This window comes from Leptospiraceae bacterium (assembly GCA_024233835.1).
GTDB lineage: Bacteria > Spirochaetota > Leptospiria > Leptospirales > Leptospiraceae > JACKPC01.
In genome coordinates, this window is record JACKPC010000001.1 from 1626484 (window position 1) to 1652192 (window position 25709).

Annotated in this window: 32 protein-coding genes; 9 read left to right on the forward strand and 23 right to left on the reverse strand. The window is 36.9% G+C overall.

Going from position 1 to position 25709, the window contains the following annotated elements; all coding sequences use genetic code 11:
* Nucleotides 1-60: 60 nt before the first annotated feature.
* Nucleotides 61-1605, reverse strand: coding sequence for an adenylate/guanylate cyclase domain-containing protein (locus H7A25_07345; GenBank protein ID MCP5499699.1), 1545 nt, complete (start codon nt 1603-1605; stop codon nt 61-63).
* Nucleotides 1606-1753: 148 nt separating this feature from the next.
* On the opposite strand from H7A25_07345, the gene H7A25_07350 reads away from it, so the two are divergent.
* Both H7A25_07350 and msrA read left to right on the forward strand, forming a co-directional pair.
* Nucleotides 1754-2191, forward strand: coding sequence for a DUF2452 domain-containing protein (locus H7A25_07350; protein MCP5499700.1), 438 nt, complete (start codon nt 1754-1756; stop codon nt 2189-2191).
* Nucleotides 2192-2262: 71 nt separating this feature from the next.
* The gene (msrA, locus tag H7A25_07355) at nt 2263-2790 is read left to right on the forward strand and encodes a peptide-methionine (S)-S-oxide reductase MsrA (protein MCP5499701.1); all 528 of its coding nucleotides are present in this window, start codon (nt 2263-2265) and stop codon (nt 2788-2790) included.
* Between the two features lie 2 nt (nt 2791-2792).
* Here the strand turns inward: msrA and H7A25_07360 are convergent, their stop codons facing one another.
* A complete protein-coding gene (locus tag H7A25_07360; protein ID MCP5499702.1) occupies nt 2793-3542 on the reverse strand; it encodes a hypothetical protein in 750 nt (249 codons plus the stop codon).
* Nucleotides 3543-3569: 27 nt separating this feature from the next.
* On the opposite strand from H7A25_07360, the gene H7A25_07365 reads away from it, so the two are divergent.
* Nucleotides 3570-4001: a hypothetical protein gene (locus H7A25_07365; GenBank protein MCP5499703.1), complete on the forward strand. Its 432-nt coding sequence runs from the start codon at nt 3570-3572 to the stop codon at nt 3999-4001.
* 59 nt (nt 4002-4060) lie between these two features.
* Here the strand turns inward: H7A25_07365 and H7A25_07370 are convergent, their stop codons facing one another.
* On the reverse strand, nt 4061-5518 hold the full coding sequence (locus tag H7A25_07370; GenBank protein ID MCP5499704.1) for an adenosine deaminase: 1458 nt from the start codon (nt 5516-5518) through the stop codon (nt 4061-4063).
* Nucleotides 5519-5648: 130 nt separating this feature from the next.
* Here H7A25_07370 and H7A25_07375 point away from each other — a divergent pair, with 130 nt between their 5' ends.
* Entirely contained in the window at nt 5649-5873 is a 225-nt protein-coding gene (locus H7A25_07375) for a hypothetical protein (protein MCP5499705.1), read from the forward strand.
* 48 nt (nt 5874-5921) lie between these two features.
* Here the strand turns inward: H7A25_07375 and rpmA are convergent, their stop codons facing one another.
* From rpmA to rplU, 3 genes are read right to left on the reverse strand one after another with little or no spacing between them, the layout of a single operon-like run.
* Nucleotides 5922-6188 carry a 50S ribosomal protein L27 gene (gene rpmA, locus H7A25_07380; GenBank protein ID MCP5499706.1) on the reverse strand — a complete coding sequence of 89 codons (267 nt, stop codon included), beginning with the start codon at nt 6186-6188 and terminating at the stop codon, nt 5922-5924.
* A gap of 11 nt (nt 6189-6199) precedes the next feature.
* Nucleotides 6200-6520, reverse strand: a complete 321-nt coding sequence (locus H7A25_07385) for a ribosomal-processing cysteine protease Prp (GenBank protein ID MCP5499707.1) — start codon at nt 6518-6520, stop codon at nt 6200-6202.
* On the reverse strand, nt 6517-6825 hold the full coding sequence (gene rplU, locus H7A25_07390) for a 50S ribosomal protein L21 (GenBank protein ID MCP5499708.1): 309 nt from the start codon (nt 6823-6825) through the stop codon (nt 6517-6519). Before rplU ends, H7A25_07385 begins: the two co-directional genes overlap by 4 nt.
* Before the next feature lie 116 nt (nt 6826-6941).
* Here rplU and typA point away from each other — a divergent pair, with 116 nt between their 5' ends.
* Nucleotides 6942-8747, forward strand: a complete 1806-nt coding sequence (typA, locus tag H7A25_07395; GenBank protein MCP5499709.1) for a translational GTPase TypA — start codon at nt 6942-6944, stop codon at nt 8745-8747.
* A 6-nt stretch (nt 8748-8753) separates the two neighbouring features.
* Here typA and H7A25_07400 read toward each other — a convergent pair whose 3' ends face one another.
* The 9 genes from H7A25_07400 to H7A25_07440 form a co-directional block, all read right to left on the reverse strand.
* Nucleotides 8754-9824: an AraC family transcriptional regulator gene (locus tag H7A25_07400; protein ID MCP5499710.1), complete on the reverse strand. Its 1071-nt coding sequence runs from the start codon at nt 9822-9824 to the stop codon at nt 8754-8756.
* Between the two features lie 25 nt (nt 9825-9849).
* On the reverse strand, nt 9850-10644 hold the full coding sequence (locus tag H7A25_07405) for a hypothetical protein (protein MCP5499711.1): 795 nt from the start codon (nt 10642-10644) through the stop codon (nt 9850-9852).
* Nucleotides 10644-10997 carry an STAS domain-containing protein gene (locus H7A25_07410; protein MCP5499712.1) on the reverse strand — a complete coding sequence of 118 codons (354 nt, stop codon included), beginning with the start codon at nt 10995-10997 and terminating at the stop codon, nt 10644-10646. Before H7A25_07410 ends, H7A25_07405 begins: the two co-directional genes overlap by 1 nt.
* A gap of 7 nt (nt 10998-11004) precedes the next feature.
* Nucleotides 11005-11193: a hypothetical protein gene (locus H7A25_07415; GenBank protein MCP5499713.1), complete on the reverse strand. Its 189-nt coding sequence runs from the start codon at nt 11191-11193 to the stop codon at nt 11005-11007.
* Between the two features lie 2 nt (nt 11194-11195).
* On the reverse strand, nt 11196-11975 hold the full coding sequence (locus tag H7A25_07420; GenBank protein MCP5499714.1) for an iron-sulfur cluster assembly scaffold protein: 780 nt from the start codon (nt 11973-11975) through the stop codon (nt 11196-11198).
* Between the two features lie 132 nt (nt 11976-12107).
* Entirely contained in the window at nt 12108-12308 is a 201-nt protein-coding gene (rpmE, locus tag H7A25_07425) for a 50S ribosomal protein L31 (GenBank protein MCP5499715.1), read from the reverse strand.
* A gap of 12 nt (nt 12309-12320) precedes the next feature.
* Nucleotides 12321-13757 carry a transcription termination factor Rho gene (gene rho, locus H7A25_07430; protein ID MCP5499716.1) on the reverse strand — a complete coding sequence of 479 codons (1437 nt, stop codon included), beginning with the start codon at nt 13755-13757 and terminating at the stop codon, nt 12321-12323.
* 85 nt (nt 13758-13842) lie between these two features.
* On the reverse strand, nt 13843-15117 hold the full coding sequence (locus H7A25_07435; GenBank protein ID MCP5499717.1) for a transcriptional regulator: 1275 nt from the start codon (nt 15115-15117) through the stop codon (nt 13843-13845).
* 147 nt (nt 15118-15264) lie between these two features.
* The gene (locus H7A25_07440; GenBank protein ID MCP5499718.1) at nt 15265-15942 is read right to left on the reverse strand and encodes a hypothetical protein; all 678 of its coding nucleotides are present in this window, start codon (nt 15940-15942) and stop codon (nt 15265-15267) included.
* 164 nt (nt 15943-16106) lie between these two features.
* Here H7A25_07440 and H7A25_07445 point away from each other — a divergent pair, with 164 nt between their 5' ends.
* Complete coding sequence (locus tag H7A25_07445; GenBank protein ID MCP5499719.1) at nt 16107-16763, forward strand: DUF2461 domain-containing protein; 657 nt, start codon at nt 16107-16109, stop codon at nt 16761-16763.
* A 41-nt stretch (nt 16764-16804) separates the two neighbouring features.
* Nucleotides 16805-17500, forward strand: coding sequence for a hypothetical protein (locus H7A25_07450; GenBank protein ID MCP5499720.1), 696 nt, complete (start codon nt 16805-16807; stop codon nt 17498-17500).
* A gap of 14 nt (nt 17501-17514) precedes the next feature.
* Here the strand turns inward: H7A25_07450 and fliE are convergent, their stop codons facing one another.
* The 8 genes from fliE to H7A25_07490 all read right to left on the reverse strand — a co-directional run bounded on the left by fliE (nt 17515) and on the right by H7A25_07490 (nt 22662).
* Nucleotides 17515-17859, reverse strand: coding sequence for a flagellar hook-basal body complex protein FliE (gene fliE, locus H7A25_07455; GenBank protein ID MCP5499721.1), 345 nt, complete (start codon nt 17857-17859; stop codon nt 17515-17517).
* 10 nt (nt 17860-17869) lie between these two features.
* Complete coding sequence (gene flgC / locus H7A25_07460; GenBank protein ID MCP5499722.1) at nt 17870-18331, reverse strand: flagellar basal body rod protein FlgC; 462 nt, start codon at nt 18329-18331, stop codon at nt 17870-17872.
* An 11-nt stretch (nt 18332-18342) separates the two neighbouring features.
* Nucleotides 18343-18774 (reverse strand): flagellar basal body rod protein FlgB, encoded by a 432-nt coding sequence (gene flgB, locus H7A25_07465; GenBank protein MCP5499723.1) that lies wholly within the window; start codon nt 18772-18774, stop codon nt 18343-18345.
* A 58-nt stretch (nt 18775-18832) separates the two neighbouring features.
* Nucleotides 18833-19030 (reverse strand): hypothetical protein, encoded by a 198-nt coding sequence (locus H7A25_07470; protein ID MCP5499724.1) that lies wholly within the window; start codon nt 19028-19030, stop codon nt 18833-18835.
* 93 nt (nt 19031-19123) lie between these two features.
* The gene (locus H7A25_07475; GenBank protein MCP5499725.1) at nt 19124-19414 is read right to left on the reverse strand and encodes a hypothetical protein; all 291 of its coding nucleotides are present in this window, start codon (nt 19412-19414) and stop codon (nt 19124-19126) included.
* 325 nt (nt 19415-19739) lie between these two features.
* Entirely contained in the window at nt 19740-20201 is a 462-nt protein-coding gene (locus H7A25_07480) for a tRNA (cytidine(34)-2'-O)-methyltransferase (GenBank protein MCP5499726.1), read from the reverse strand.
* The gene (locus H7A25_07485; GenBank protein MCP5499727.1) at nt 20198-21361 is read right to left on the reverse strand and encodes a S1 RNA-binding domain-containing protein; all 1164 of its coding nucleotides are present in this window, start codon (nt 21359-21361) and stop codon (nt 20198-20200) included. Before H7A25_07485 ends, H7A25_07480 begins: the two co-directional genes overlap by 4 nt.
* 8 nt (nt 21362-21369) lie before the next feature.
* Nucleotides 21370-22662: a hypothetical protein gene (locus H7A25_07490; protein ID MCP5499728.1), complete on the reverse strand. Its 1293-nt coding sequence runs from the start codon at nt 22660-22662 to the stop codon at nt 21370-21372.
* Nucleotides 22663-22933: 271 nt separating this feature from the next.
* Between H7A25_07490 and H7A25_07495 the strand changes: the two genes are divergently transcribed.
* Together H7A25_07495 and H7A25_07500 are read left to right on the forward strand one after the other, a co-directional pair.
* Entirely contained in the window at nt 22934-24157 is a 1224-nt protein-coding gene (locus tag H7A25_07495; protein ID MCP5499729.1) for a hypothetical protein, read from the forward strand.
* A 192-nt stretch (nt 24158-24349) separates the two neighbouring features.
* Nucleotides 24350-25570 carry a TMEM43 family protein gene (locus tag H7A25_07500; protein MCP5499730.1) on the forward strand — a complete coding sequence of 407 codons (1221 nt, stop codon included), beginning with the start codon at nt 24350-24352 and terminating at the stop codon, nt 25568-25570.
* Nucleotides 25571-25709 lie beyond the last annotated feature (139 nt).

The window sequence follows — 25709 nt, forward strand, 5'->3', positions numbered from 1 at the left end:
TCTATCTGGTTTATGGAGAAAAACATCAAGCAGAAAATTTAAATATTGAAGAGATACTTTTTATATCCCGTATACATTTAAACTTTCTTTTCTACCTTTTACTGTAATTTCACCCAGATGCTTTAGCCCATCTTTTTTTAGTAATTGTCCGTAAGCAGTTTCTGAAATAATGAGAGGTGATTCTAATGTTTTTGACATACCCTCCAGGCGAGAAGCCAAATTTACGGCATCACCTATTACCGTATACTCCATCCTATTTTTGGAACCTATATTACCTGCTAAGACTTCACCGGTGTGAATGCCAATACCGATTTGGATAGATTCCAAACCTTCTATTTCTAACTGAGTATTCAGAAACTCCAATTCTTTTAACATGTCTTTTGCTGTAGTAAAGGCTGCATCGGTATAATTATTTATTTCCATAGGAATATTGAATATTGCAAGAATAGCATCTCCTATGAATTTGTTTATCATGCCATTATTTTTAGTAATACAGACATCCATTTTTTCAAAAAAACGATTTAAAAGCATAACGACTTCTTCGGGCTGCCTTTTCTCTGAGAAGGAGGTAAAACCTCGAATATCCGTAAATAAGATGGCTGCTTCTCTTATCTGTCCTCCGAGGTTTAAATTACCTTTTAAAAGATAATCCCGAACCCGATAATCTACAGCTTTTCCAAATACATCTTTTATATATTCTTTTTCTTTTAAACCTTCTACCATTTCATTCATAGATTCAGCTAATATACCCGTTTCATCCACGGAACGAACCGGGATTTGCACTTCAAAATCTCCCTGTTTAATCCGAAAAGCAGCTTCTTTCATTATAGTAAGCGGAGTTTTAAAAGAATAGGCAACCAAAAAACCTATGGAATAGGCTAAAACGCAGATAAAGAGAATAATAATGCTGATAGAACCTATGATTTCGGAAAGTATAGATTCTGATACCTTGCTGACTAAAATATTAAAAAACATAAAAATAGGAAGAAGGCAAACGGAAGATACAAGTATTATAAATTTACTATATATGGAAAGATGAATAACACCTTTCTGTCCGCTTATTTTATTATCAGGAAAATAGAACGGAAAAAGATATTTTCGACTGATAAAATCAAGTTGATAATAACTAATCGAGAAACAAAGGCTTGTAAAAATACCAACAAAGAGAACGTATCGAAGAACAAGCCAGGAAGTAAATTGTATTCCTGAAATATAGTGATCCAGAAAAGCTTGAATAAAACCGATTCCCCAGCCTGTAGTGATTAATAAGCTCAGCATGAAAGGGATATTGGCAGTTCGAGTTTTCGCTTTTTCAAAAAGAAGTCTTTCATTCGGCTGTTTGATTCCTTTTATTACAGGAATCGAATAAAGTGTAACCAGTAAACTGGGAACACTAAAACTGAGAATCGATAATAAACCTGAAAAGTATAAGTGCCGGGTATCCTGTTTCATGTGTTCCTTAACTGCATTGTAAAAAGGATCATTTAATATAGGTACATAGAATGAATTTAAAAACGAGACAACAAATATATTGGAGCCTAAGGTTATGAAAATAATTAAAAAAGAAAGTTTGTATGCCAGTTTCTTATTACCCTGCAATTCCATAATTTATCTTCCTTTTCTTAAAAAAATACTGGTCTTCAAGTAAATTGTATAAACTTGATTTGTAAACTCCAATAATTTTCTCAATCTAAAAAAGAATTGAAAAAGTCTTTTACTTGAAGCCAGAGCGAAAAGATTATTTTTTGAAATTATGAAGGAAAACGAAAATACAAATCGCCACAACAAAAAAGAACCCGTAGTAGAAAACAAGCACAGCCTTCCTTATCCTACTCGCACCCTCGATCCACCTATACGGCTTGTAGACAGAGCCAGAGAAATTGAGAGTGCAGATATGGTGATTCAGACCAGTGTAAATTCAAGACTGGAATTAATAGCAAAACAAATTCGAAATCTACAGGACGAAGCTAAGCAAATCTTAGAACAGGCAGAATTGGACTTAGAACTTCATCGAGTAAAATGCAATTTTGAAAAGAAAGTGGGTCAGGCCATTCACCTGTATGTAAAAGACAATGGAGATAAATACTTTTCCTTACTTTCAAAAGAAGAATGGGGAAAACCTCCTCACATTTATCTTGGAACCTATATGTTAAATGCCGATAGAAGCTTTAAAAAAATAGGCGGGACTTAAAATCCGCGAAAAGCTAAAAAAATTTTCTTTATAGAACTTATTCAGGTCTAAGAAATAATCGGAGGTAGAAACTGGAAAAAGCTATTTTAGGAGGAGGTTGCTTTTGGTGTATTGAAGCAATCTTTTTAGAACTCAAGGGAGTAAAAAAAGTAATTTCGGGTTATAGTGGCGGACAGCTTAAAAATCCTTCCTACGAAGAAGTTTGTACCGGGACAACGGGACATGTAGAAGTTTGTGAAATTCATTTTGAACCAAATCTTATTTCTTACGAAAAGCTTCTGGATATATTTTTTCATGTCCACGATCCCTGTTCTTTGAATCGCCAGGGGAATGATGTGGGGACTCAGTATCGTTCTATTATCATCACTCTTACAGAAGAACAAAATGTAAAAGCAAGAAGTGTAAAAGAACAGTTAGATAAATCCGGTGAATTTTCCAGGCCTCTTGTTACGGAAATAAAATCCTTTGAGACTTTTTATGAAGCAGAAGGGTATCACCAGGATTATTATAATACACACCCCGGACAGGGCTATTGTGCTTATGTCATTCAGCCCAAGTTAGAAAAATTCAGACAGAGATACAAAAGTAATTTAGAATAAAGTTATTTAATAATATCCTTATAAAAATTTTTTAAAATGCTTAATTTGCATTGAATTGTAGGATAAGACTTTGCTAATTCTTCTAAAGAATCCTGATTTACAAAATATTCACCTGCGTAGGTATTAAAGTCTTCTTCGAGGGCAGACTTCCCGTATTGATTCAAAAAACCTTTTTGATAGTATTTCTCGGCACCGGATAGGGAAGCTTTATTTTCTTTAATGGCATTTACTCCACCTTTTCCGTATTGGAAAGAAGGTTCGTTGCAGGCTTTCCATTTATCTTCTGAGAATTGAGTTTTGTGATTACGAAGTAAGATGCTGGAAAGTTCGTGATGAAAGCTCATTTCTATATACTCATCGGTATAGCCACTACTTCTTCCGGCACTGGTGAGATACACTCTGGCTCGGCTATTACTTCCTCCATAACTTATGCCGTAGAATTTTAAACTATGAAATACATATACTTTTTTCAAATTTTTATTAAGAAACGAAGCCGGATATTTAGAAATAGCTTTTTCAATTACCGACAGGGTATTTTTAAAATACTTTTTTTTCAGACTTTCTGCCTGCGGATTAATTTCCCGGTTTTGCCAGTATTCGGGAAAGCTATTTTTGTCTACTATCCAGGAAATAAGTATATCTGAATTCTTCACTTTTATTTCTTTTTCAGAGAAATCGTAGGCAAAAATCTTGACAGGATTTAGAATCATAGTGATTTTTAGTAATAGAAATACATAGAAAAAAAATCTCATAAAATTACTCTCCGGAGGTTTGTTGTTATGTACCAAATTGATAAGACCCTTCAAATCATTTTACGTGATATAAAGGATACAATTCAAAAAAATCAAGAAGAAAAAAAGAGCTTAAAGCCGGAACATTTTGTATATTCCAGCGGTCGTTTAAAGAGACATAATGTGAAAATTCAGGAAATGCTTGAGTCTTACCTGGAAGGACTTCAGGAAATGAAGAGGAACCGCAAGTCTGATTTCTTTAAATGGATAAAGTTTAATTTAAGTTATTTGAATGGTAAGCTGAAACATTTAAAGGAACAATGGAAATTACATAAAACCAAATCGGAACTCATCGAATATTACAGTATTCAAATTGAAAATTGCAAAAAGCTAATACAATCCTGGAAGCAGGTAGGGGAGGGAAAGAAGGATATCGTTGATTTACATTTGTATTCAGGAAGCTTGGAACTTCCAGGTTAGCTTATAGGCCCACGACTTAGGTCGTGGGTGCAAAAAGGAGGAAGGCGGGTCTCAGGTTTTTATAGTTTATTTTCTGTCACCGTATTCGCTTCAAATTCCCTGAATTTTTTATCCAGTAGATCTCTCAGGTTCTTTTTATCCTGCTTATCCAGAAAACTATACTCTATACTATTATATACGAATTTCTTAATACCTTCATAGTTCACTCTCCTGTATCGGTGAGCGGCAATTACAAATTGCTGGGTCAAATCAGTTCTGAATACACCGGCATCGTCAGTGGAAAGTACAATAGGCACATCATTCTGATAGTAGATCATGAAAGGGTGAGCTCTACCTTTTACTCCCAGAATAAATTCATTCGAAGTCAGGGGAACCTCGACGGCTACTTTCTTATCACTCATGTATTCAATTGTTTTCTGGTAATTTGGTTCGTAAATAATTGAAACTCCGTGGCCGATTCTTTTTGCCCCGGCCATTTTAACAGCTTTTTCAATATGACAGAGTAATTCCTCCGGTTTTACCAGCTCAAGATTTAATTCTCCGGCATGAAGAGAAAGGTTTATTTCCGGATACTTCTTATTTAGAAATTGAAACATCTGCATGTGTAGTTCATAATCTCTTAAGGCATGATAATTGTCTTCCGGAGCCACAAAATTCACTCCTACTACCAGAGGGTTGGTTTTTGCAATTTCATACGCCAGAACTAATTGAGCAAAAACTTTGGTTTTATCTAAAAAACGCAGGCCGAAAGTCTTATAACGAATCAGGGTATTACACTTAAAATTACGCTTCTGGCAAACTTTTATACGATTCTTATCAAAACGTTCAACTCTTTCATTTGCCTTGCTGACAATAGAACTTAAACCGGATGAATGAAAAAGTTTATAGAGTTTTTCAAAATCAGCCTGGGGTTCTTCCGGGTTTTCCCATTTGAAGGATTCTGAAATACGTTCCGTTTCGGACTGCTCTCTCGGCAGGTTAATCATGGTTTCCAGATACTGAACATTTTCCTGGGTGGCCCTGTTATCTAAAATAGCAAGAATTTCAGCTTCATTCCCCATGTAACCGGCTGAAAAGCGAAAAAAAGTACTGAAAAAATGCTTATGAGAAGAATCTTTACCCGGATGAAAGTTTCGAATGGACCAGGAATCAATTAGTTTATCCCGCATTCCAAAAAGCTTAAGAGCATCCTTAACCAGAAGGGTTCTTTTTTTGCCCAGCTCGTCTTCAGCGATACTCTTTTGCAGGATAAATTCATCTATATCCACGTATAGGTTTTTGCGATAAGCCAGATCCAGATAAGTCTCCGCATAAACGGAACCACTGAGGTGATGGTGCAAATCACCTCCTTTGGGCATTTTAGCAAAGAAAAGCCGAAGGGAATTTGGATCAGATTTAATTTTCTCAAAAAAACCTGAAACCTTGTTTTCATTCTGGGTCCCGGCAAACGTGGATGTAGTAATAAATAGAAATAGAATAGCTAAATGGAATATGGAAATAAGTTTTTTACTAATCATGATTTAATTCTATTTTTATTTAAAAAAAAAGAAAGTACTTTTGCATTTCTAAAAAGAAATTTCGTAAATTAAAAACTAAAGCAGTCTATATATAAAGAAATGAGAGATGCTTCAAAAAGGACGAAGGCAGATGAAAATCGAATCAAGTGATATTCGTAATATATTTCAAAAAATAACTCAGGTTTACAACATCGACAGCTATAAAGACCTGGAAGACGAGCTTACCATAGACGATTCAGAAGATATACAGGAATTATCCATTCCACCATTTCTTCATCAAACTTTAAAAAAAGTTATGGAAGATGAACTGGAAAGGGAACTGGAAAAAGATTTTTCGTTAAAAGAAGATGTTTAATAATGGAGAGGGCGGTGTCGCGCCCTCCTGAAGAAGATTTATAAAGGTTTAAGATTCTTTTGTCTGAGGATAAACAGAAATTTTCTTTTTTATTTTATTGATGAATTCGAAAGTCATAACTCCATCAACAAGGGCAAAAAGAGTGTGATCCTTTCCCATACCTACATTATTTCCGGCTTTGAACTTAGTTCCTCTTTGACGAACGAGGATATTGCCGGCTTTAACCGTTTGTCCACCGGATCTTTTTAACCCGAGTCGCTTCGACTCTGAATCTCTACCGTTTTTAGATGAACCGCCACCTTTCTTGTGAGCCATTTTTTTCTCCTTTAATTTGTATTATAACTTTTAATATATATCTGTATCTCTTCGGGAAATTGTTTCTCCAGGTTTTGAAGACCGCAAAGAGCCTGTTCAAATGCGTTTTTCACCAGTTCGACTTCCTCTACAAAAACAGAGAAATACAAAAAACCTTCCTGTATCTTCTTTTCTTTTACCCTTCCCTTTAACTCAAGAAAAAAGAAGAGAGACTGGCTTAAGGCAGAGACCGCCGAACAGAGGACATTATTTCCTTTTTGCCCGGGGGCATGGCCACTTACTTGAAAACTGCTATAATTTAGGTCTCTAAATTCTACCTGGATCTCAATCAATTAGAGATAGAAACTACTTTAAGTTTTTGAAGTTCCTGTCTATGTCCCCAGGATTTATGATAATTTTTTCTTTTTTTGTATTTGAAACCTTTTATCTTGGTTCCTCTGAAATCCTCAAGAACCTGAAGTTTTACTTTTACATCTTTCAGTTCAGGAGTTCCAACATTGATCTTATTACCTTCAGCAAAAAGAAGAGCCGGAGTTTCAAACTCGGAACCTACTTCTCTACCGGTTCTCTGGCTTACAAATTCTAAATCCTGTTCAACTCTAAACTGTTGATTTCCTACCTTGATTATTGCGTACATGTCTTTCCCTGCTATTAGAGTAGAATACAGCATTTTTTTTTTACCCTTTAAAGTCAATGAATAAATAGACAAGAAACTTGTTTAAAAATTACTGGTCATATTGGATTTTTATTAGAATGGAAATACGCAACATTTGTATTATCGCTCACGTTGACCACGGAAAGACTACCCTGTTAGATTGTATCCTGAAAGAGACCGGTGCAGTTACCAGCAAGGAGTCCAAAGAACGGATTATGGATTCGAATGACCTCGAACAAGAAAGGGGAATCACCATAGTCGCTAAGAATACTGCTGTTTATCATAAGAATACGAAAGTAAACATTATCGATACTCCCGGGCACGCTGACTTTGGAGGCGAAGTAGAGCGGGTTTTGAAGATGGCTGACTCCTGTTTATTACTGGTTGATGCTTTTGATGGTCCTATGCCCCAGACACGTTTTGTACTGGATAAATCTCTTCAATTAGGCCACAGACCCATCCTCGTTGTGAATAAAGTCGACAGGGAAGGTAGTCATCCGAATGAGGTAGTAAATAAGGTTTTCGATCTCTTTCATGATCTCGAAGCGAATGATGAGCAGATGGATTTTCCGATTATCTTTACTTCTGCCAAATTAGGTTGGGCTGTAAAGCATGCAGAAGATGCTCCCGGACAGAATATGCAACCCCTTCTTGACCTGATACTTCAACATGTACCTGTTTCAAAAGGAAATGTGGATGGTCCTCTACAATTTCAGGTCACTACTCTCGACTATAACGATTATGTGGGTCGAATTGCTGTAGGTAAAATTTACCAGGGGAAATTAACCCGAAGTAAAGATGTGACTCTGGTCAAAACCAAAGGCCAGGTTTCTAACCATAGAATCTCTAGATTGTATAATTTCGAAGGTTTAAAGCGAGAGGAAGTGGAATCAGCCGAAGCGGGTGATATTGTGGCTATCGCCGGTATTCCTGAGCTATTTATCGGAGATACGGTCTGTGACCTGGGTAAACCTCTTCCTTTACCAGCTATCAGTGTAGATGAACCAACTGTGTCTATGTTCTTCCTGGTGAATAATTCTCCCTTTGCCGGCAAAGAAGGTAAATTCGTAACCACAAGAAATCTGAAAGAAAGACTGGAGCGAGAACTTCAGACCAATGTGGCCATGAGAATGACCGAGACCGAAGATAAAGACCGCTTTAAGGTCATGGGAAGAGGAGAGCTTCATCTTTCCATATTAATTGAAACTATGCGTCGGGAAGGTTATGAATTACAGGTTTCCCGTCCTGAGGTAATTGTTAGGCAGGGGCCTAATGGAGAAAAATTGGAACCCATTGAAGTCCTTGTAATGGACATGCCCGATCAATTTACCGGTTCTATAATTGCCGAGTTAAATCGCCGGAAAGGCGATCTTCATGCCATGCACGCGAATCCTTCCGGAATGACCCGTGTAGAATATTATATTCCCACCAGAGGTTTGATTGGCTTTAGAGGATTCTTTATCACCGAAACCAGGGGCGAAGGAGTAATGACAAGTCGCTTTCATGAGTACGGGCCATATCGGGGAGAAGTTCCGGGTAGAAAAAACGGGGCTCTTATTTCTATGGACTCAGGTGATTCAACAGCCTATGCTCTCTGGAAAATCCAGGAAAGAGGGACTTTATTCATTGATCCGGTTCAGGCGGTTTATCCGGGAATGATCATTGGAGAAAATTCAAGAGAAAATGATATGGAAGTGAACCCTGTTCGTGAGAAAAAACTTACAAACGTCCGTTCTTCCGGTGCCGATGAAGCTATTCGTTTAATTCCCCCCCGTCGTCTTTCCCTGGAGCAGGCAATTGAGTTTTTGGATTCAGATGAGCTTTTAGAAGTTACTCCTAAATCCTTACGCTTGCGTAAAAAAATACTGGATCCGGTTATGAGAAAGAGAGCGAAAATATCCTAGACTTTTTTACATTTCCTTACCCATCGGATTTTCTCTATAGGCTTTTGGGGATTTTCCGGTGGCTTCTTGAAAATTCTTATAAAAGGAAGATTTACTCTTAAAGCCTACCTCGAAAACAATATCCAAAATAGACATTTGAGGTGAATATACCAATAAGTGTTTGGCTTCCTGTATACGATAGTGATTTAGAAATTGAAAAAAGTTTTTATTATAATGCTCATTCAAAACACGGGAAAGCTGATTTCTATTTATCATGAGTTTATTAGCAATATCATCTATTCGTAAATCCTCATCCTTATAAAGTTTCTTATTCTGCATCAGTTCTTCTAAAAGCTTTTTAATCTCCTGCAGGTTTTCATCAGGTAGTTTTGTTTTTTCATATTTCTTCTGTAAAACCTCGTAAGAAAGTGCATTAAAAAAATCCGGGTACCGTAAAAGATATAGAATGACTGACAATCCTCCGGATGTTAAATAGAAACTTAATACAAGAAGCGAAAGCTTTGAATTTCTAAATAAACAGAGATTACCCAAAAGGAAAGAAATCGGAAAGTTTAAATTGAATAAATAAACAATATTGCTATAATTAATTTCATACTTTTCTTTAAGTTCTCTGTGAAGTTGGCGATTTCGGATGTAATAATTGGAGTAAATGATACAATTTACAATTATAATCATAATACGATAAGTAAGATAATTTTCGGATGTGTAAAACTCGGTCCCGATGAATACGAATAAGAACAATTCAAAAATAAAGTAGAGTATTATAATTTGAGAGTGGATTAGCAGGTCTTTATTTTTGTAAAGTCCGAACATTTTTAGACTTAAGAGGTATTGCATCGGTCCGACTCCTACTATCATAAAGAGGCTGAAACCGGAAAATAGAGACAGGATACTTGATTCAAAAAGTAAACTTGAATAAATTCTTATTTGTACAATAAGGGCGAATATTGCAATATAGAAATGTACTCCAACTTCTCTTTTTTGGGAGTAGTTGATAAGCTCATGAATGATTAAAAGGATTGAGAGGGAAATACCGAGTTCTGTATAAGAGTAACTCAGTTTTTCAAAAAACTCCATTAAAATTATTTATAAAATAATCGTATTATTCTTCCTGATCTGAACTCGGTTTTTCTTCAGTTTTCGAGTCCGGTTGTTTTTCTTTCGCAGGAGAGTCCTTTTTTTCGGAAGTAATTCCTGTTGTTTCCGAATCACTTTTTTGCTCGATTAAACCTTCATCACTTTCATCATCTCCGGGTAATTCATTTACATAGGATTCTTTCACAATAATCCATCTTCTATTTTTATACCCGTTAATTTTTTTGAACTCAAAAAACTCCTCTTTAAGAATTAAATCTTTATGGTTCATGGTAGTCAAAGAAATGGGATCGATTCGGGTCCATTCTCTTGCATCTTCCACAAGGTCTCTATCTATTTCATGCTTTACATCACCAAAAACAAAATTATAACCATCTTTATCTTTCCAGATAAAAAAAGTATTTCGTGTTGGATTCGAGAGGACAGAATGAATGTCATCGTACTGACTTACAACAAGGAGAACTTCGTCCGGTTTTAAATTGCCAAGACTGATTGAAATTTTTTCTCCAATAAATTTTAAATTTCTGGGATGGAATAAATTATTTTGTATATCTATAATACTGGAGCGACTTAAAATTCTTATTTTTTTAAGCAAATTTTCCAGTTTCGTATGTTCTAATTTTATAGGATGCTGAAATGCAGAAGGTAAAAAACTATTATGTTCAATATCTTCGATAGTAAGAGTGTAGATAGCTACATTTTGATCACGATAAATTCGTTCCCTGTTATGAAACCCGGGCTGACAATTTATAAAAAAAAGGAACAATAAAAAAATGAGTAGGTTAGAAATAAATTTCATCATTAGGCATCACTTATATTAGGATATTTATCATTAAATTCACTTTTGGTAAGTAAAGACATCATATTATGAATTCCCGATAATTTAAAAACAGAATAAAGGGATTTGTTTAGATTGAAAACCACAATCTCGTGGCAGTTAGACTTGGCGATGGAAGCCGCCCGGATGAGAGATCCAATTCCGGATGAATCCATAAATTGTACATTTCCGAAATCAAAACTTAGAACTTTTATTCCCGGATTATTATTTAAAATTCTTTCAAATTCGACCAGGAAATTTTTAGAATTATCCATCATGATATCCTTTTGAATTTTTAGGATTAAATGAGATTCTTTTTTTTCAGGAATAAATAGCATTTGAAATCTATATCGGCTGGAGATCACTTTCTCGTAGGTTTTTTACAAGATGTGAATGACCTTCTTTATCATAGTAAATGACATCATAGATACCCTCATGTACTTCTGCTATTTCAACGATAGAATTTGTAAGTATAAATACTCCCGCCTGCATGAAGGTTTTTTTTACAAGTCTTACCTGTTCTCCCGTTTTCAAAACTACTCCTTTTTCATGTACAATTCTTTTCCTGCTTTTACCATCTCCTTATATATATGAACCTGTTTACTGTCAAGTCTTGTGCCTATATCATAAATGGCTCCGGAAAAATCGGCTCCATCAATCTTTGCACCACTTAATTTGGCCCATCTGAGATCCGCTCCCCTAAAATTTGCATTCTGGAGATCGGCATCATTTAAAAAAGCACCCCTGAGATTCGCTCCGGAGAAATTCGCTCCAACAAAACTGGCATTCTGTAAAAAAGCATTATGCAGATTTGCATTGGAAAAATCAACCTTATCCATGTTTTCTTTTTCTAGGATTATACTCGCTAATTCTTCTCCGGCTAAACTACCTTTTTCTTTAAGGATTTCGAGGGCTTTTTTTCTTGTCACCCTTTTTTCCGGTGGGAGTCCTGTTTGATTTTCATAGTCTTCAATCGCTTTCTTTAATGCTGCTATCGCTGACTGAGGGTAGTTCTTTCGCCTTTCAGGAAATTCGAAAAGTTTCTCTACATCGGCCTCGGTTAGCCTTTTAGCTTCTTCGATTGTCTTATTTCGGGCAATTTCTGTTGTCATGGCCAGGGCTGTGATTCCAAAACCGCAACCGGTAGTTGTGTAACTGGCATCTGTTATAAGGCCTGTTTCTTTATCAATTTTTAGATAAATTCGATAACCATCTCCACAGCCTGTATTCCTGTAATTGGAAACTACGGTAGCGTCTTCCATTTCCCTATAGTTTAGTCGTTTATCATTTATTTCTTTATATTTTTCGAAGTCCATCTGTTTTTAGACCTATTATCATGAAAGCTATTGTGGATAGTATAAAATTTTTTAGAATGATTTTAAAAAAAAACCGACAGTCGCTCTGAAGCTCTGTCGGTTCTTATTCTGCAAGCATAAACAAAACAATTATTATTTCATTTTATACTTACGTTTGAACTTCTCAACCCTTCCTGCTGTATCTACAACTTTTGCCTTGCCGGTAAAGAAAGGGTGGCAGTTGGAGCAAATTTCAATGTTATGGTCTCCTCTGGTAGATCTTGTTTCGAAAACAGCACCGCAGGAGCATTTTATTTTTGCTAGTTTATAATCTGGATGTATTCCCTGTTTCATTTATTGTTCACCTCAATTAGAATTCATGCTCGCCAGGAATGCTTCGTTAGTTTTTGTTGCCCTGATTTTATCGAGTAGAAGTTCCATGCTTTCCGTGATACTCATTGGGGCAAGTACTTTTCTAAGCACAAATACTTTTTGAATAACATCTGTAGGCAAAAGAAGTTCTTCCTTACGAGTTCCTGACTTATTAATATCAATGGATGGAAAGATCCGCTTATCTGATAGTTTTCTATCAAGGTGAACTTCCATATTACCCGTTCCCTTAAATTCTTCAAAAATAACCTCATCCATTTTGGAACCGGTATCAATAAGGGCAGTAGCCAGGATGGTAAGAGAACCACCTTCTTCGATATTTCTGGCAGCTCCAAAGAAACGCTTGGGTTTATGCAGAGCGTTGGAGTCAACTCCACCTGAAAGAATTTTACCGGAAGTAGGAATCACCTGGTTATAAGCTCTTGCAAGCCTTGTTATAGAGTCTAAAAGTATCACTACGTCTCTTCCGTGTTCCACAAGACGTTTGGCCTTTTCCAGAACCATTTCGGCTACCTGTACGTGTCTCTGGGCAGGTTCATCAAATGTTGAACTTACCACTTCCCCTTTTACGTTTCTTGCCATATCCGTTACTTCTTCCGGTCGTTCATCGATTAAAAGCACGATCAGATAGATTTCCGGGTGATTACAGGTGATAGCATTGGCTATACTCTGCATTAAAACTGTTTTTCCGGTTCTTGGAGGGGCAACAATAAGACCTCTCTGACCTTTTCCAATTGGAGTCATCAGATCCAGAATCCGGGTATCAATATGAGTCGGATGATATTCCAAAGCTAATTTCTCATTGGGATAGAGTGGAGTAAGGTTATCAAATAAAGAACGTTTATTAGCTACTTCAGGTCCGAAACCATTTACCGACTCAACCCTTAGCATTGCAAAAAATCTTTCCGAATCTTTCGGAGGACGAATCTGCCCTTCTACTGTATCCCCGGTTCTCAGGCCAAAAAGCTTGATTTGGGAGGGAGAAACATAAATATCATCGGGTCCCGGAACGTAATTGTAATCGGGGGAACGTAAAAAACCGTACCCATCCGGTAGTTTTTCCATTACACCGGAAGCATGTACCTGTCCATCCCTCTCAGTCTGATTTTGTAAAATTGCAAAAATGAGATTCTGTTTCTTTAAGCCGTTGACATTTTCTACGTTTAAAGAAGTAGCTAACTCTGAAAGTTCTGCTATGGATTTTCGTTTAAGAACCGTCAAATCGATCGGAGGCGGGGTCGGTCCATCATAATTTTTTTTCCGTTTCCGGTTTCCGGTTCTTCCGTTATTATTAGAGGGGCCGTTATTACTATAGTTTGAACTACCACCTGAGTTTTCTTGTTCAGGTGAAGAATCTAATTCTGGATTTGCTTCCTGAGCAGAAGTATCCTCTTTTCTTCTATATGTTGCCATATTATTACTGCTTTATTTTGATTTATTCTATTAGATTTGGGTTTTAAGAAGCGAGATTAATTTTAAGAGTAAACACTCTATCACTTCATTTTTTCTTATTCTTTTTTGCTTTGGAACCCATGGATTGGCCTTTTCCAGCTTGTGACTTCTGGTTTCCTGTTTTATTAATATTTCTTACCGGTTCAGGATTTTGAAATTCATCAGAATTGGAAGGTTTCTCCAGGAAATCTTCAACTTGTGGCTCACCGTCCTCCTTATCATAAAAAGAGTAAGGCAGGCTATTAAATTCTTCATCTAATATATATTCGTCGTTGTCAATATTTTTTTCAAAAAAATCCTCAAAATCTTCCTCCCTCCTGTTGGAGCGCTTTCTGGGGATGGGTTCTTCCATTTTAATATCATATTTTTCGAGGATTTCCAGTTGCTTGATTTTATTTTGTAAGGTAGAACGAGGAATTCCGAGCTGGGAAGCTGTATGGGAAATATTCATTTTATTTTGTTTTAAGGTATTATAGATGTAGCTGCATTCTATTTCCTGAAGAATTTTCTCTAAAGGTGTCTTCATCGCAAAGGCCTGCTCGGCAGAAGGTATGGAGGTATAGTTTCCCGAACGAATAAACTGGTTTTGGGGTTCGATGAAATGATACAGAAAGCCTATTACTTTTTTTTCAGATTTTAAAGTAATAATCCGTACGATTTTTCCAAGATTTTTTACCATTGCCTGGATAGGAGGAAGCTGCATGCCAATTTTCTCGTCGGCATCTCTTTCTTTTAGAAAGTGAGAAATCATATCCCGGTTCAGTTCTTTAAAATATCTTTCTGCCATGGAAATAGAATCTTTGAAAAAGGAGATAGATAAGATTTTTTTTTCAAAATTTTCATTAAAGAAGGTTGTTTTGCCCTCTTTATCGGTGGAAAAGAGGGGATCCGGAAAATTTTCGAGGATAATCTCTATATATTTATAAATCGTTTGTCGGGAATCCGGAATTACCTTTTCTTCCGGTTTTGTCTCTTCTTCCGGTTCTTTTTCTTCTACTTCTTCCGGAAGTTCCTTACTCAGGGATGATATTTCTGCTAAAAAACGGGGTTTTTCCCAGGAGCCTACCTTTTCCGAGAAAACATTTAAAACCGGGATAGTTCTGTTATTTTGGAAGTAGTAAATAAGACTTTCATTGAAACTGAAATCTATAAAATGCTCCGGAACTTTTTCAAACTCCAGACCCTGTAGAGATAGATCCGCCATGTCCATCATGACTTTTTCTTTTGAAATAAGGCCTATAAACTTGCCATCTTCATCAACAAGCGGGAGATGACTCACCGGACTTAAGAGAAAATGCTTATATATTGTTTCTATTTTCATGTAAGGGAAGCTATTTGCAGAATCTAAAGTTTCTTTTGGAAATGCAAGCAATAATCGGCATTTAATAAAAATGGATAGAAAGCAAGTCAGGGATGGCTCAGCCGCCAAAAAAGAAATACTTCCGATTTTTTTGTAGGATTGTCCAATTTATAGAGAAGTTTTTCCTCCGTCTTCTTCAATCATTTCGATAATATCCTTGAAACTGGATTTAATAGGGAAACGTTTTACTTCGTCAATATCTTCCATTTCTTCGATTCGATTTACCAGCCTGGAATATCGACCCGAGATTCTACCGATCAATTTTTTAAAACCGGCACGGGTAGTATCTCCATTGGATTTGGAAATCACTTTTTCACAGAGTTGTACCATCTGTAGATCACTGGGATTAACTACATTATAGGCTTCTTTTGCTTCCTCGAAAAGGATATAACAATCGGTTTTATCCCGCTTTAAGCTGAGGTATTCTTCAGCCTCAATTACCTTGGCGGTAAAGGATTTTTGGATGCTTTCCGGATAGGAGTCCAGACCTACTGTTTCCCCGAGCTGATTTACAAAACTTTTTAGATCCATTAATTTCTTTTTCTTGGTATCAATTAACTTCTTTTTTTGTATTAGCCGTTCTCGAAAAGAAGAATGAAGGGTCATTAACTGTATTAGCTCATCCCTATCAATTTCTTCATAACCCTCGTAGGGTAAGGCTCCATCTTTTAACTTATAGACTTTCCAGGGATAATCTTCCGGAATATCTTCAGTGTTGGGACCGTAGAATTTAACCGCGAAGTACTCCTGCTTTTCAGGCTCTTTTCTTTTTTCTCTTCGACTCATCTGCATTATTCCGGCTATCATCGATTAATAAGATAAATAATTTATTTACTAAAATAAAATTATCAAGAATTTTTTTCCCTTTTTAAACTGACTATGAAAAAATCCTTTCAGTACCGGAGTTTTTTCTTGCAAGACAATAGAGTATTTATGGAACTAAAGTCTGTATGCAAACAGATAGAATTTTAAATTTTTTAACTGAGCTTAAGAAGAATAATCATAAAACCTGGTTTGAGGAAAATAAAGAAGAGTTTCGGAAATCCTATCAGGACTTTTCTGAATTTACAGAGGTGTTAATCGCCGGAATTGAGAATTTTGATCCGACATTGAAAGGTGTTAGAGCTAAGGACTGTATTTTTAGAATTTATAAGGATACAAGATTTTCAAAAGACAAAACCCCGTATAAAACTAATTTTGGAGCTTTTATGAAAGGGGGAGGCAAAAAAACAAGTTCAGCCGGCTATTACTTGCATCTCGAACCGGAAAAATCTTTTATAGCTGCAGGAGTTTATCAACCACCTGCACCTGAGTTATGGAAGATTCGAACGGCTATTGCAGAAAAGCCGGAAATTCTCCAAAAAATTCTTCTGGAGAAAAAGCTCAAAACGGAATTTGGAGAACTTGAAGGAGAAAGGGTAAAAACGGCTCCGAAAGGCTTTTCTAAAGAACATCCTGCTATTGAGCTTCTCAGATTTAAAAGTTATATCCTGATGAAAGAAATCTCAAGTGATGAACTTAAGGTAAAAAATGCTTCAGTAAATCTATTGAAAAGTTATGAAATTGCAAAAGATTTTAATTTCTATTTTAACCGTATACTGGTTTAAAAACAGATAGATAGAAAGGAAGTCTAAAAAAAGAGGTATATATGCAAGAAAACAGTAAGAAAAAAATGATATATTCCGGGATTATTCTCAGTTTTATCGTGGTTTTTTATTTTTTATTCAGCAGTGAAACAAAACTAACCAATGATTCGAAAAAGTCAAAAACAGAATCTGGCTCCGACCTGGTTTCTCTTTTAAACTCCGGAGGCAGCAAAAGAGAAGTGGATGAAAACGGAATTGTAAAAAACTCCGGTGAATCTGTTTTTGAGTCTGATTTCTATAAATCCGGAAACCTGAAGTTTGAAGATGAGGGCAAAGAAGAACATTATATGGCACAGGGGGAAATACCTATTAACCCACAGACCGGGCAGCCATACAGTGAATCTGCGATGAAGCAATTTGAAGAACTGGCCAAAAAAATGCTCGGAAATGAACTGATACCCAGAAGAGTGACTCCGGAACAAAAAGAAGCCAAAGCACAGGAAGCAGCCAGGCTCAGAGAAATCACAGCAAAAGTTAATAATGCAACCGCTTCCAGGGAAGAAGTGAATCAATTCTACGATTCCCAGGCTAAGACTTTTCAGGATAGACTTCAGATTGTCAAATACCTGATCGAATTGCAGGAAGAAGGAGGAGAAGAGGATAAAGACGGGAAGTTTAAAAAAGTTTTAGATGGAACCAACGAACAGCTAAGGATTTTAGAACAGAGAAGAAATGACTCTTTAAAGCGCTTTCAGTAGAAAGCGCAGTTTCACTATCTGAGGGAGGTAAGTTCTCTATAGGCTCGGACTACGCCATCTGCCAGGGTTTTAGTAAAGGTGAGGGCAATTCTGGCTTTTTCGGAAGCGATCATAACTTCATGGGCATCCACACTGTTAGGATTTGTTACTAATTGCTGAGTTAGCTTATCAGCTTCTACCTGTTGATCGTTCACTTTTTCTAAAGCTTTAAAAAGAGTAGTTGCAAAGCTTTCCGAAATATTATCCGGAGATTCGGCCTGTTTCGTATCTTTGTAATGTAAGGAATTCGTTTGATTAACAGAAATGCTGTCACCTTTAGGGGACAAAGGAAAGGGATTTTGGTTTGAAATGGGACTCATTCTTTACTCCTCAGGCTCTTCCGATTTCCATAGCTTTATTGAACATGGCCCTGGAACCGTTTATCATTTGTATATTCGCTTCATAGGAACGGGATGCTGAAATCATGTCGGTCATTTCGGTAACGATGTTTACATTGGGAAGTTCGACATAGCCTTTTTTCTGTCCGATTTGAATGGCATCGGGATGACTTGGGTCATAAACCAGCCTGAGAGGACTCATGTCTTTCTCAATTTTCATGACTTTCACACCCTCTCCGTCGCCAGGGTTTAGACCAAAAGGAAAAACAGGACTGTTCCAGCGTGTTTTCAGGTTAATAGGAGACATGATAACTCTTTGACGACGATAGGGACCATCGCCATTCGTATTGCGGGTGGTTGTGGCATTGGATATATTATTGGAAATAACATCCATCCGAAGTCTTTGTGCGGAAAGACCGGTTGCTGAAACGTTAATAGATGAAAATAAACCCACTCTTTAACTCCTTAGGCGAGGCGCATTACAATGTTTAAAAGTCTGTAATTCTGATTGACTCTTTCGGCCATCATGCTATAAGCCATTTGATTTTCTGCTGCGGTAACCACTTCTTTCTCGATGTCAACATTGTTACCATCGGCTCTCATAGTGGTTAAATAATCGATCTGAACTTTGGGTTTTACATCCTTATAGTTCAGGGGTTTGAAGAAATCCATATGCTTTTCGTTAGTTATTTTGGTTGGAACGGCTTTTTCGGCTTCCACTTTCTCAGAATCAAGGGCCCTCTGGAGATTGGCTTCAAAGGACACATCACTTCTTTTGAAATGAGGAACGTCTGCATTGGCAATATTGTCCGAAATAACTTTTCTTCTTACCATGGCATTGTTCATGCCTCTTTGAAGAAGATCCTGTGTTTTCATAAAATATGTATCTTCAAACATAGCTTTTCCCTATACCGTTATATCGGCGATTTTATAAAAATCAAAAGTTTTTTTTCCTTCAAGGATTTTTTAAAGAGCCACCGACCGGTTTTTTAAGTTCTCGAAAAAAATAAACCATAACCAATAACCAGGCGGAAAAAATGCCCCACCAGAGGTAGGTTAACCATTCCGAGCCGGCTGCCAGAAAAAGACAGACGAGGCTTGCGGTTGCGAGGATAAAATGGATCAGTGTTTTAGCTACGCTTTTTTGTCTCATAATAGCAGATGAGACTACAACTTTTTTTGAATTAGTCAATATTTTATTTACAAATTCGCATAACGGCAGATTTTTTTTAATTCCGGTTTACATTCATTTATCCTCTCCTAAAATATCACGTATTCTGTCTCGTTTTTTGATTTCTTTAAATTCTGTTTTGTCCGGGTTTCTCTTTTCTCTTCTTACAGAAAGAAAATTGTAGATAAGGGTCAGAAAAGCTAAAATGGCTGTGGAAATCAGGATAAACGCAGTAAAATTTTCTGCCTTTTGTTCAGAGACGATTCTATTCTCTCCACTTTGGGAACTTAAAAATTTTATAATAAAGAAGAATAAGCCGCCGAGTGCCAAAATTCTTTGAACTTTTGTATCAAAAATTTTTTTCATTTATCATGTAAAAGTTAGACTTATACTATAACAGGTATTTTATGTCCGGTCAAAGAAAAGAGCAAGTATAATTTTTTTAATAAGGTTTCATAGAGTTTTTTATACAGGAGAATGATTTGGAGGTTCGCTGAGTATTTCTTCTGTTGCTACATTTTTAATCTTTTCGAAAAAAATAAAGAAGGTAAATTTATATTTGAAGAGCCGGAAGTTATTGAGGGTATTACTATATACTCATACTTTATCTGGTATGATGAAGATTATTTTTGAAATAATAGACCTGTAATTGTAAGTTAGATTACTAATGCCTTTATCGAGGAGTATCTTTTCACCAGTATTCGATTTGCCGCAGAGCCTCAAAAGCTACGATAGCTACGGCATTACTCAGGTTTAAACTTCTTACTTCTCCGGGCATAGGAAGATAAATCTTATTTGTTTCATCAATTGCCTCGTGTATTTCTTTCGGAACTCCGGAGGTTTCATTTCCAAAGAAGAGTATGTCCCCTTCCTTATATTCGGGCTTTGTATAAAGCGTCTTTCCAAATTTGGAAACCAAATATAGCACGGAAGCTTTCGGCAAGCTATTCCGAAACTCTTCAAAACTTTCGTGGGTAAAAAGTTTTAGGTGTTTCCAGTAATCCAGCCCCGCCCTTCGAACGGCTTTCTCGGAAAGATCAAAAGCCGGTTTACCTACAATATGCAGGGGGAGATTTGCCCCCACACAGAGCCTGGCAATATTCCCTGTATTCGGAGGAATCTCAGGCCGGTAAAGGGCAATATGTAGTTTCATTTTTTTGGTTTGGACTTATCGAGAGACTTTTGCAGGAGGAGTCCGAAACTGCTCATTGAGCCGGAGCTTTCTTGCTTATTTAGATAATCCTGGTATTCCATTTTTTCTTTAGCTTCTTTTGCCCTATGAATAGAGGCCGAAATTTGCCGTTTTTCCGGGTTTACTTCCATGATAAAAACATCCAGCTCATCTCCTTTATTGAAGTGAGCGGCGAGCGGAGTTCTGGAATCAAACCCACTTTCCTTATTGGGTACCAGGGCATGAAAGTTTTCATTCAGACGGATAAAAATTCCAAAAGGTTTTATGGATTCTACCCTTGCCTTTACAATATCTCCTTCTTTAAAGGGAACCGAGCTGGCCCAGGGGTCTTTCAAGGAGTCCTTAATGCTTAAGGAAATCTTGTTTGTCTCCCAATCCAAAGATAAAATTTTACCTCTCAGGTTTTGTCCTACCTGGAATTCCTTTTCTAAATCTACTTTGGGTTTAAAGCTGGCTTCACTTGTAGGGACCAGGGCATCCAGACCATTCATGTCTACTATGAGACCGAATTTATGGATAGACTTTACTCGACAGCTAACGAAATGCCCCACCTCAAGTTCTTCTCGTAACATTTCTCTTTTTAGTTCTTTGGCTCGGTCAGAGATACGTTTTTGTGAGAAAATCAGGCGGTTATTTTTTTTCTGAATTTCATTCACTATGAATTTATGATAAGAAGACAGAAGCTCAGCCCCTTTCAGTTCCTGTGAAACCTGGGAATGAGGACAGAATCCGGTAAATTCTCCGATTTTCACCTCAAAACCCCCATTGATTTCAGCTTTAAACTGGGCCCATACCGGGATTTCATTTTCTGCGGCCAATTCTAATAAATCCCAGTTCACTTCTTCTTCTGCAATGCAGGAAGTGAAGTAGTAATCTCCGTGAGATTCCCGTAAAAAAAAGACATTCAGACTGTCTCCGAGTTCGGGTCTTTTTGAATCATGAATAAACTCAAGAGAACTAACAATTCCTGCGAGATTTTCTCCTTCGATATTAATAAAAATATATTCATCTTTAATTGAACTGACTTTCGCAGTGTAAGGTGCACCCGGTTCAATAGCTTTACGCTTTTTGAAACTTTCATCCAGTAATTTCTCAAAATACTGCTTTCTTTTATCTTCCATATATGGCCTCAACGATGACGGATTAAAATTTTCCCTTTTCTTATAACCTGTTTTACCCGAAAAATACTATCCGGATCTTCTAAAGGATTTGCATCAAGAAGAAGGAAACTGGCTTCTTCTCTAATCTGTATCCTGCCTTTATACTCCGTTTTCAGATAGGAACAGGTGTTTTTAGTGGGAATTCTCCAAAAATCCCTGCTATAACCCGTAAGACTGGCTATGTTTTTTAATTCCATGAGCCCTGCAATGCCGGGAAAAGCAAAAAAACCTCCAGAACCGCTGGATAATATCATGTTTTTTTGTAAGGATAAATTTTCCTCAAAAAAATTCCTGTAAGAGGTATATTCTTCTTTGGCCTTTTGTTCTTCTTCCGGATTCTGCTGAAGATAAGGTGTGATAGAGGAGAGAGAAGGGTAGTAGTTTTTCTTGAAGAAGGGACTTTTTTTCTGCATATAGGAAAGCAGGTAATCTAAAGCGTCTTTATTTCCCCGGTTAGCGAGGATATAGTAAGAATAGAAATTAGGTGCATTATGAATATTTTGCAGCTTAAACTTTGAAGTCCTATTGAGAATACTTAAGGGGATGGGTCCGTGTATATAGGATATACCGGAGCGAAGCGCATTCAGAATGGCAATCCTATCTCCAAAAGCATAGACGGAAAGAATCTTCCCGGCTCTTGAACTCATTTTTTGTGCCCTATAGAGCTCAATTCCCCCGGCCTGGAAATGAGAAGGAGAAGAAAATCTCTGAAATAGATGAACTCCCCCGCTATCGGAATGGATTTGTTTTTTTAACTCTGAGTAAAATGCCTTTTTTGTTTCGGCTCTGAAGTATAATTCTAAAGGAAGAGATTTCGTTTCTGAATTATGGGGAACAATAGGACGGGGAGCAATTTGAATTTCCGGAGAAAGAATTTTGCCTTTTTCCGCAAGCCCCTGGATTTCTCGAATCCAGGGGCCATCAGCTACAGAAAGGATATGGGTAAAACCATGCTCTAAAAAGGAACGAAGGGCCGCATAGACCTCTCTTCTCCCGTTTTGTCCTCCGAGTCCGTCTGAGCCGAGGTTTACATAAGCGTCACAGAATGAGGGAAACAGGTACTGAGCTTTGTAATTCTTCCTGTTTTTTCGCTTTTCGGGGATATCCTGAAAAGAATGAATCTTTCCTGAACGGATGAATATATCCTGTGGTTCTGAATACCGGAAATTCGAATCCGGAATATAGACATCCCGAATAGAAAGATCTCTCGGATACAGAGCTGCCGTGAATAAAAAAAATGTAAAAAATACTATTATTCTCATACCGAAATTACGGATTAAGGATTTCTTTTTGCTTATAAAAATCAATTTATTAATATAAAAACCGGGATTGTTTTTTATTTCAGTCGAGCAATCGGTGAATGGCTTGCTTCCCGGAAAAAAAGGAGGGTTTGTATTTATTTTAATTTTAGTTGATTATTTTTACATTCATTTATTGCATCAAAATATATTATTAAAGCCGGGAGTGTTTTTTATCGCAGGTAAATCATCAGGGATTTGCTTGAATCCTAATAAAAAAACTGTGTAGTTAGATGTGGCATTTTTAAAATTATTAAATAATATAACCCTGTTAATTTCCCTGGTTCTTATTCATACCCTTATCTATAAGCGTTACCAGGAGCAAAGTCATATTTTTAAAATATTATCCGGTATTTTATTCGGAATTATTACCTGTATTGGAATGCATAATTCCTATCAATTTTCGAATGGAGTGATTTTTGACGGTAGAACCATTATTCTTAGCCTCGCTCCACTTTTTAGTGGGATTCAGGGTTCTCTTCTAAGTCTTGGCATTACAGTAGGATATAGATATTACCTCGGCGGAACCGGAGCCTTTACAGGGATGGTTGTTTCTGTTACGGCAACGGTTTTAGGAATTTTACTTGTACTATTATTCCAAAAGAAAGAAAAAACCAGAAATCTATTTAGCCTGATTATTTTTGCTTATTTTGTAAATCTTGTTATGCTCTTTGAATTTTACATTACTTTTCCCAAAGAAATAGCTATTGTTATTGTAAAAACTCTAACCATTCCGGTTATCAGTATTTATCCTCTATCTACGGTGCTTCTCTTCTATTCCCTTAGTTACCAGATACAAACTATAGGTTATGAAAAGATCATAGAAAATTCCCTGAAGGAAAAAGATCTGCTGATTAAAGAATTATATCATCGAACCAAGAATAATATGCAGATTATCATTTCCTGGCTTTCTTTGAAGAGTTTGCAGTTTGAAGAAAGTGAATTGCAGAATGAACTGAAAAAAATCGTGAATAAAATTTATTCCATGGCTATAGTTCACCAGATGCTCTATAGTTCCCAAAATTTTTCGAGAATCAACTTGATAACCTATGTAAATACTCTCGTTGAAAAAATAGATCTCAGTTATCCTGATGGGCAAATAAGCTTTCATAAAGAAATTCCTAATATTTCTATCAGCATTGACGCTGCCATTCCCATCGGTATTATCCTCAGTGAATTAATCGCTAACACTTATCAGCACGGATACGGTCAAAGCAATTGTGGTGACGTAAATATCATTTTTAAATTTTTAGGTAATGATCAAATACTACTTACCTATGAAGAACTAAATAATATGACCTTTAAAAATTCCGGCAATACTTTACAGTTCGGTCTAGGTTTAACTACTATCCATAATATTTGCAAAACCCAATTAAATGGAACCTTTCAAATCGATACAGAAATGTTTTTCAAGGTAGAAATGTGTTTGAACTTACAGAGTAATAAAATCCGAATTTAAGAAAATCTTACAAACCAAAGGATTTTCGGAGGGTGTGGGACTCGAACATCTTAAACAGAAACCATCTTCGGAAAAAAATTTCTTGCCAGTTCTTTGGCAGGAAATGAGATTAATCATAAAAAAAAGCTGCAACTTTTTTGTTATAGATCAAGGCAGAAAGAAGTTGCCAGAATATAAAAAAGGGGGATATATATGTCCGAAGATGATTACGAAGTAGGTGAAGAAGGTGGTTCCTATACGGAAACTACTACCGAGTCCTGGGGTGAAAGACTCATGGGATCGATTAAGAGTGTGGGAACAGGAGCACTCTTATTTATAGTTTCCTTTCCTGTATTATGGATGAACGAAGGCTGTGCGGTAAAAATAGCCAGAGGACTTTCGGAAGGTGCCGGAAACGTAGTAGCGGTAGATTCAAGTAAATTTGAGTCAGCGAATGAAGGGAAACTGGTGCACATGAGCGGTAAAGCAGAAACTTCCGAAATGTTAAAAGATGTTACATTCGGAATTTCCAAAAGTGCCATTAAACTGGTGCGTTCCGTAGAAATGTATCAATGGGTGGAAGAGAAATCTTCTAAATCAGAAAAACAATTAGGTGGAAAGAAAAAAACCGTCACTACCTATACGTACAAAAAAGAATGGTCTTCTACTCTGAAAGATTCTAAAAGCTTCCGGGTAAAAAAAGATACAAAGACAGGTGTTTACCACACAAACCCGGCTTCTATGCCCTATACAGGCGAGACTTATGCCGCGAAAGAAGTCAAACTCGGTGCCTATGTTCTGAGTCCGGACCTGATTTCTAAAATTGGTGGAAGCAAAAAAATCACCCTGACAGAAGCTGAGCTGAAAAACCTGCCTTTCTCTATTAAAGGTAGAGCGAAAATCCATCAGGGAGCGATTTATATAGGTTCGGATCCGGCCAATCCTCAGGTGGGAGATACAAAAATTTCTTTTGAATACGTAGAACCAAAAGAAGTATCGATTGTGGCCCAACAGAAAGGAAAAAGTTTTGAGGCTTATAAAACTAAAACCGGAACCAGTATTCTCATGCTGAGCGAAGGCAAAAAAGCAGCCAAGGATATGTTCCAGGCTGCCCAGGAAGGCAACGCCATGAGAACCTGGATTATGAGACTGGTTGGTTTCTTGATGATGTTTTTTGGTCTTAAAATGGTTTTCGATCCTCTGGTTACTCTTGCCGATGTGGTTCCGTTTATCGGGAGTTTTCTCGATATTGGAATCGGTCTATTTGCCGGTTTATTCGCATTCGGATTATCTTTCCTTACGATTGCGATTGCCTGGATATTCTACAGACCGCTTCTGGGAATCGGACTTCTTATTCTGGCCGGTGCGGCTATCGGAGGTGCGTATTACCTTAAGGAGCAAAAAGCCAAAGAAAAGCAGGCAGCGCCTGCCTGATAAACTTTCTTTTTTCGGGGTGGGGTTCTCTCACCCCTTTTACTAATGGACGCGTTACGCTTGTGGCTTCTGACAGACTGTGTGGAAAGTAATTTAAGCAATAAATTCTATTTAATATAATGCAGTTATAGACCAAATG

What these genes read in the sequence shown, in the direction of transcription:
- H7A25_07500 (MCP5499730.1), top strand. Translation starts at nt 24,350, where the DNA reads ATGTCCGAAGATGATTACGAAGTAGGTGAAGAAGGTGGTTCCTATACG.
- H7A25_07370 (MCP5499704.1), bottom strand. Translation starts at nt 5,518, where the DNA reads ATGATTAGTAAAAAACTTATTTCCATATTCCATTTAGCTATTCTATTT.
- H7A25_07405 (MCP5499711.1), bottom strand. Translation starts at nt 10,644, where the DNA reads ATGATGAAATTTATTTCTAACCTACTCATTTTTTTATTGTTCCTTTTT.
- H7A25_07365 (MCP5499703.1), top strand. Translation starts at nt 3,570, where the DNA reads ATGTACCAAATTGATAAGACCCTTCAAATCATTTTACGTGATATAAAG.
- H7A25_07490 (MCP5499728.1), bottom strand. Translation starts at nt 22,662, where the DNA reads ATGAGAATAATAGTATTTTTTACATTTTTTTTATTCACGGCAGCTCTG.
- typA (MCP5499709.1), top strand. Translation starts at nt 6,942, where the DNA reads ATGGAAATACGCAACATTTGTATTATCGCTCACGTTGACCACGGAAAG.
- H7A25_07350 (MCP5499700.1), top strand. Translation starts at nt 1,754, where the DNA reads ATGAAGGAAAACGAAAATACAAATCGCCACAACAAAAAAGAACCCGTA.
- flgB (MCP5499723.1), bottom strand. Translation starts at nt 18,774, where the DNA reads ATGTTTGAAGATACATATTTTATGAAAACACAGGATCTTCTTCAAAGA.
- rpmE (MCP5499715.1), bottom strand. Translation starts at nt 12,308, where the DNA reads ATGAAACAGGGAATACATCCAGATTATAAACTAGCAAAAATAAAATGC.
- rplU (MCP5499708.1), bottom strand. Translation starts at nt 6,825, where the DNA reads ATGTACGCAATAATCAAGGTAGGAAATCAACAGTTTAGAGTTGAACAG.
- H7A25_07360 (MCP5499702.1), bottom strand. Translation starts at nt 3,542, where the DNA reads ATGAGATTTTTTTTCTATGTATTTCTATTACTAAAAATCACTATGATT.
- fliE (MCP5499721.1), bottom strand. Translation starts at nt 17,859, where the DNA reads ATGAGTCCCATTTCAAACCAAAATCCCTTTCCTTTGTCCCCTAAAGGT.
- H7A25_07480 (MCP5499726.1), bottom strand. Translation starts at nt 20,201, where the DNA reads ATGAAACTACATATTGCCCTTTACCGGCCTGAGATTCCTCCGAATACA.
- H7A25_07450 (MCP5499720.1), top strand. Translation starts at nt 16,805, where the DNA reads ATGCAAGAAAACAGTAAGAAAAAAATGATATATTCCGGGATTATTCTC.
- H7A25_07440 (MCP5499718.1), bottom strand. Translation starts at nt 15,942, where the DNA reads ATGAGTCGAAGAGAAAAAAGAAAAGAGCCTGAAAAGCAGGAGTACTTC.
- H7A25_07420 (MCP5499714.1), bottom strand. Translation starts at nt 11,975, where the DNA reads ATGGACTTCGAAAAATATAAAGAAATAAATGATAAACGACTAAACTAT.
- H7A25_07435 (MCP5499717.1), bottom strand. Translation starts at nt 15,117, where the DNA reads ATGAAAATAGAAACAATATATAAGCATTTTCTCTTAAGTCCGGTGAGT.
- H7A25_07375 (MCP5499705.1), top strand. Translation starts at nt 5,649, where the DNA reads ATGAAAATCGAATCAAGTGATATTCGTAATATATTTCAAAAAATAACT.
- rpmA (MCP5499706.1), bottom strand. Translation starts at nt 6,188, where the DNA reads ATGGCTCACAAGAAAGGTGGCGGTTCATCTAAAAACGGTAGAGATTCA.
- H7A25_07485 (MCP5499727.1), bottom strand. Translation starts at nt 21,361, where the DNA reads ATGGAAGATAAAAGAAAGCAGTATTTTGAGAAATTACTGGATGAAAGT.
- H7A25_07345 (MCP5499699.1), bottom strand. Translation starts at nt 1,605, where the DNA reads ATGGAATTGCAGGGTAATAAGAAACTGGCATACAAACTTTCTTTTTTA.
- H7A25_07410 (MCP5499712.1), bottom strand. Translation starts at nt 10,997, where the DNA reads ATGCTATTTATTCCTGAAAAAAAAGAATCTCATTTAATCCTAAAAATT.
- H7A25_07475 (MCP5499725.1), bottom strand. Translation starts at nt 19,414, where the DNA reads ATGAAAAAAATTTTTGATACAAAAGTTCAAAGAATTTTGGCACTCGGC.
- H7A25_07470 (MCP5499724.1), bottom strand. Translation starts at nt 19,030, where the DNA reads ATGAGACAAAAAAGCGTAGCTAAAACACTGATCCATTTTATCCTCGCA.
- H7A25_07445 (MCP5499719.1), top strand. Translation starts at nt 16,107, where the DNA reads ATGCAAACAGATAGAATTTTAAATTTTTTAACTGAGCTTAAGAAGAAT.
- rho (MCP5499716.1), bottom strand. Translation starts at nt 13,757, where the DNA reads ATGGCAACATATAGAAGAAAAGAGGATACTTCTGCTCAGGAAGCAAAT.
- H7A25_07400 (MCP5499710.1), bottom strand. Translation starts at nt 9,824, where the DNA reads ATGGAGTTTTTTGAAAAACTGAGTTACTCTTATACAGAACTCGGTATT.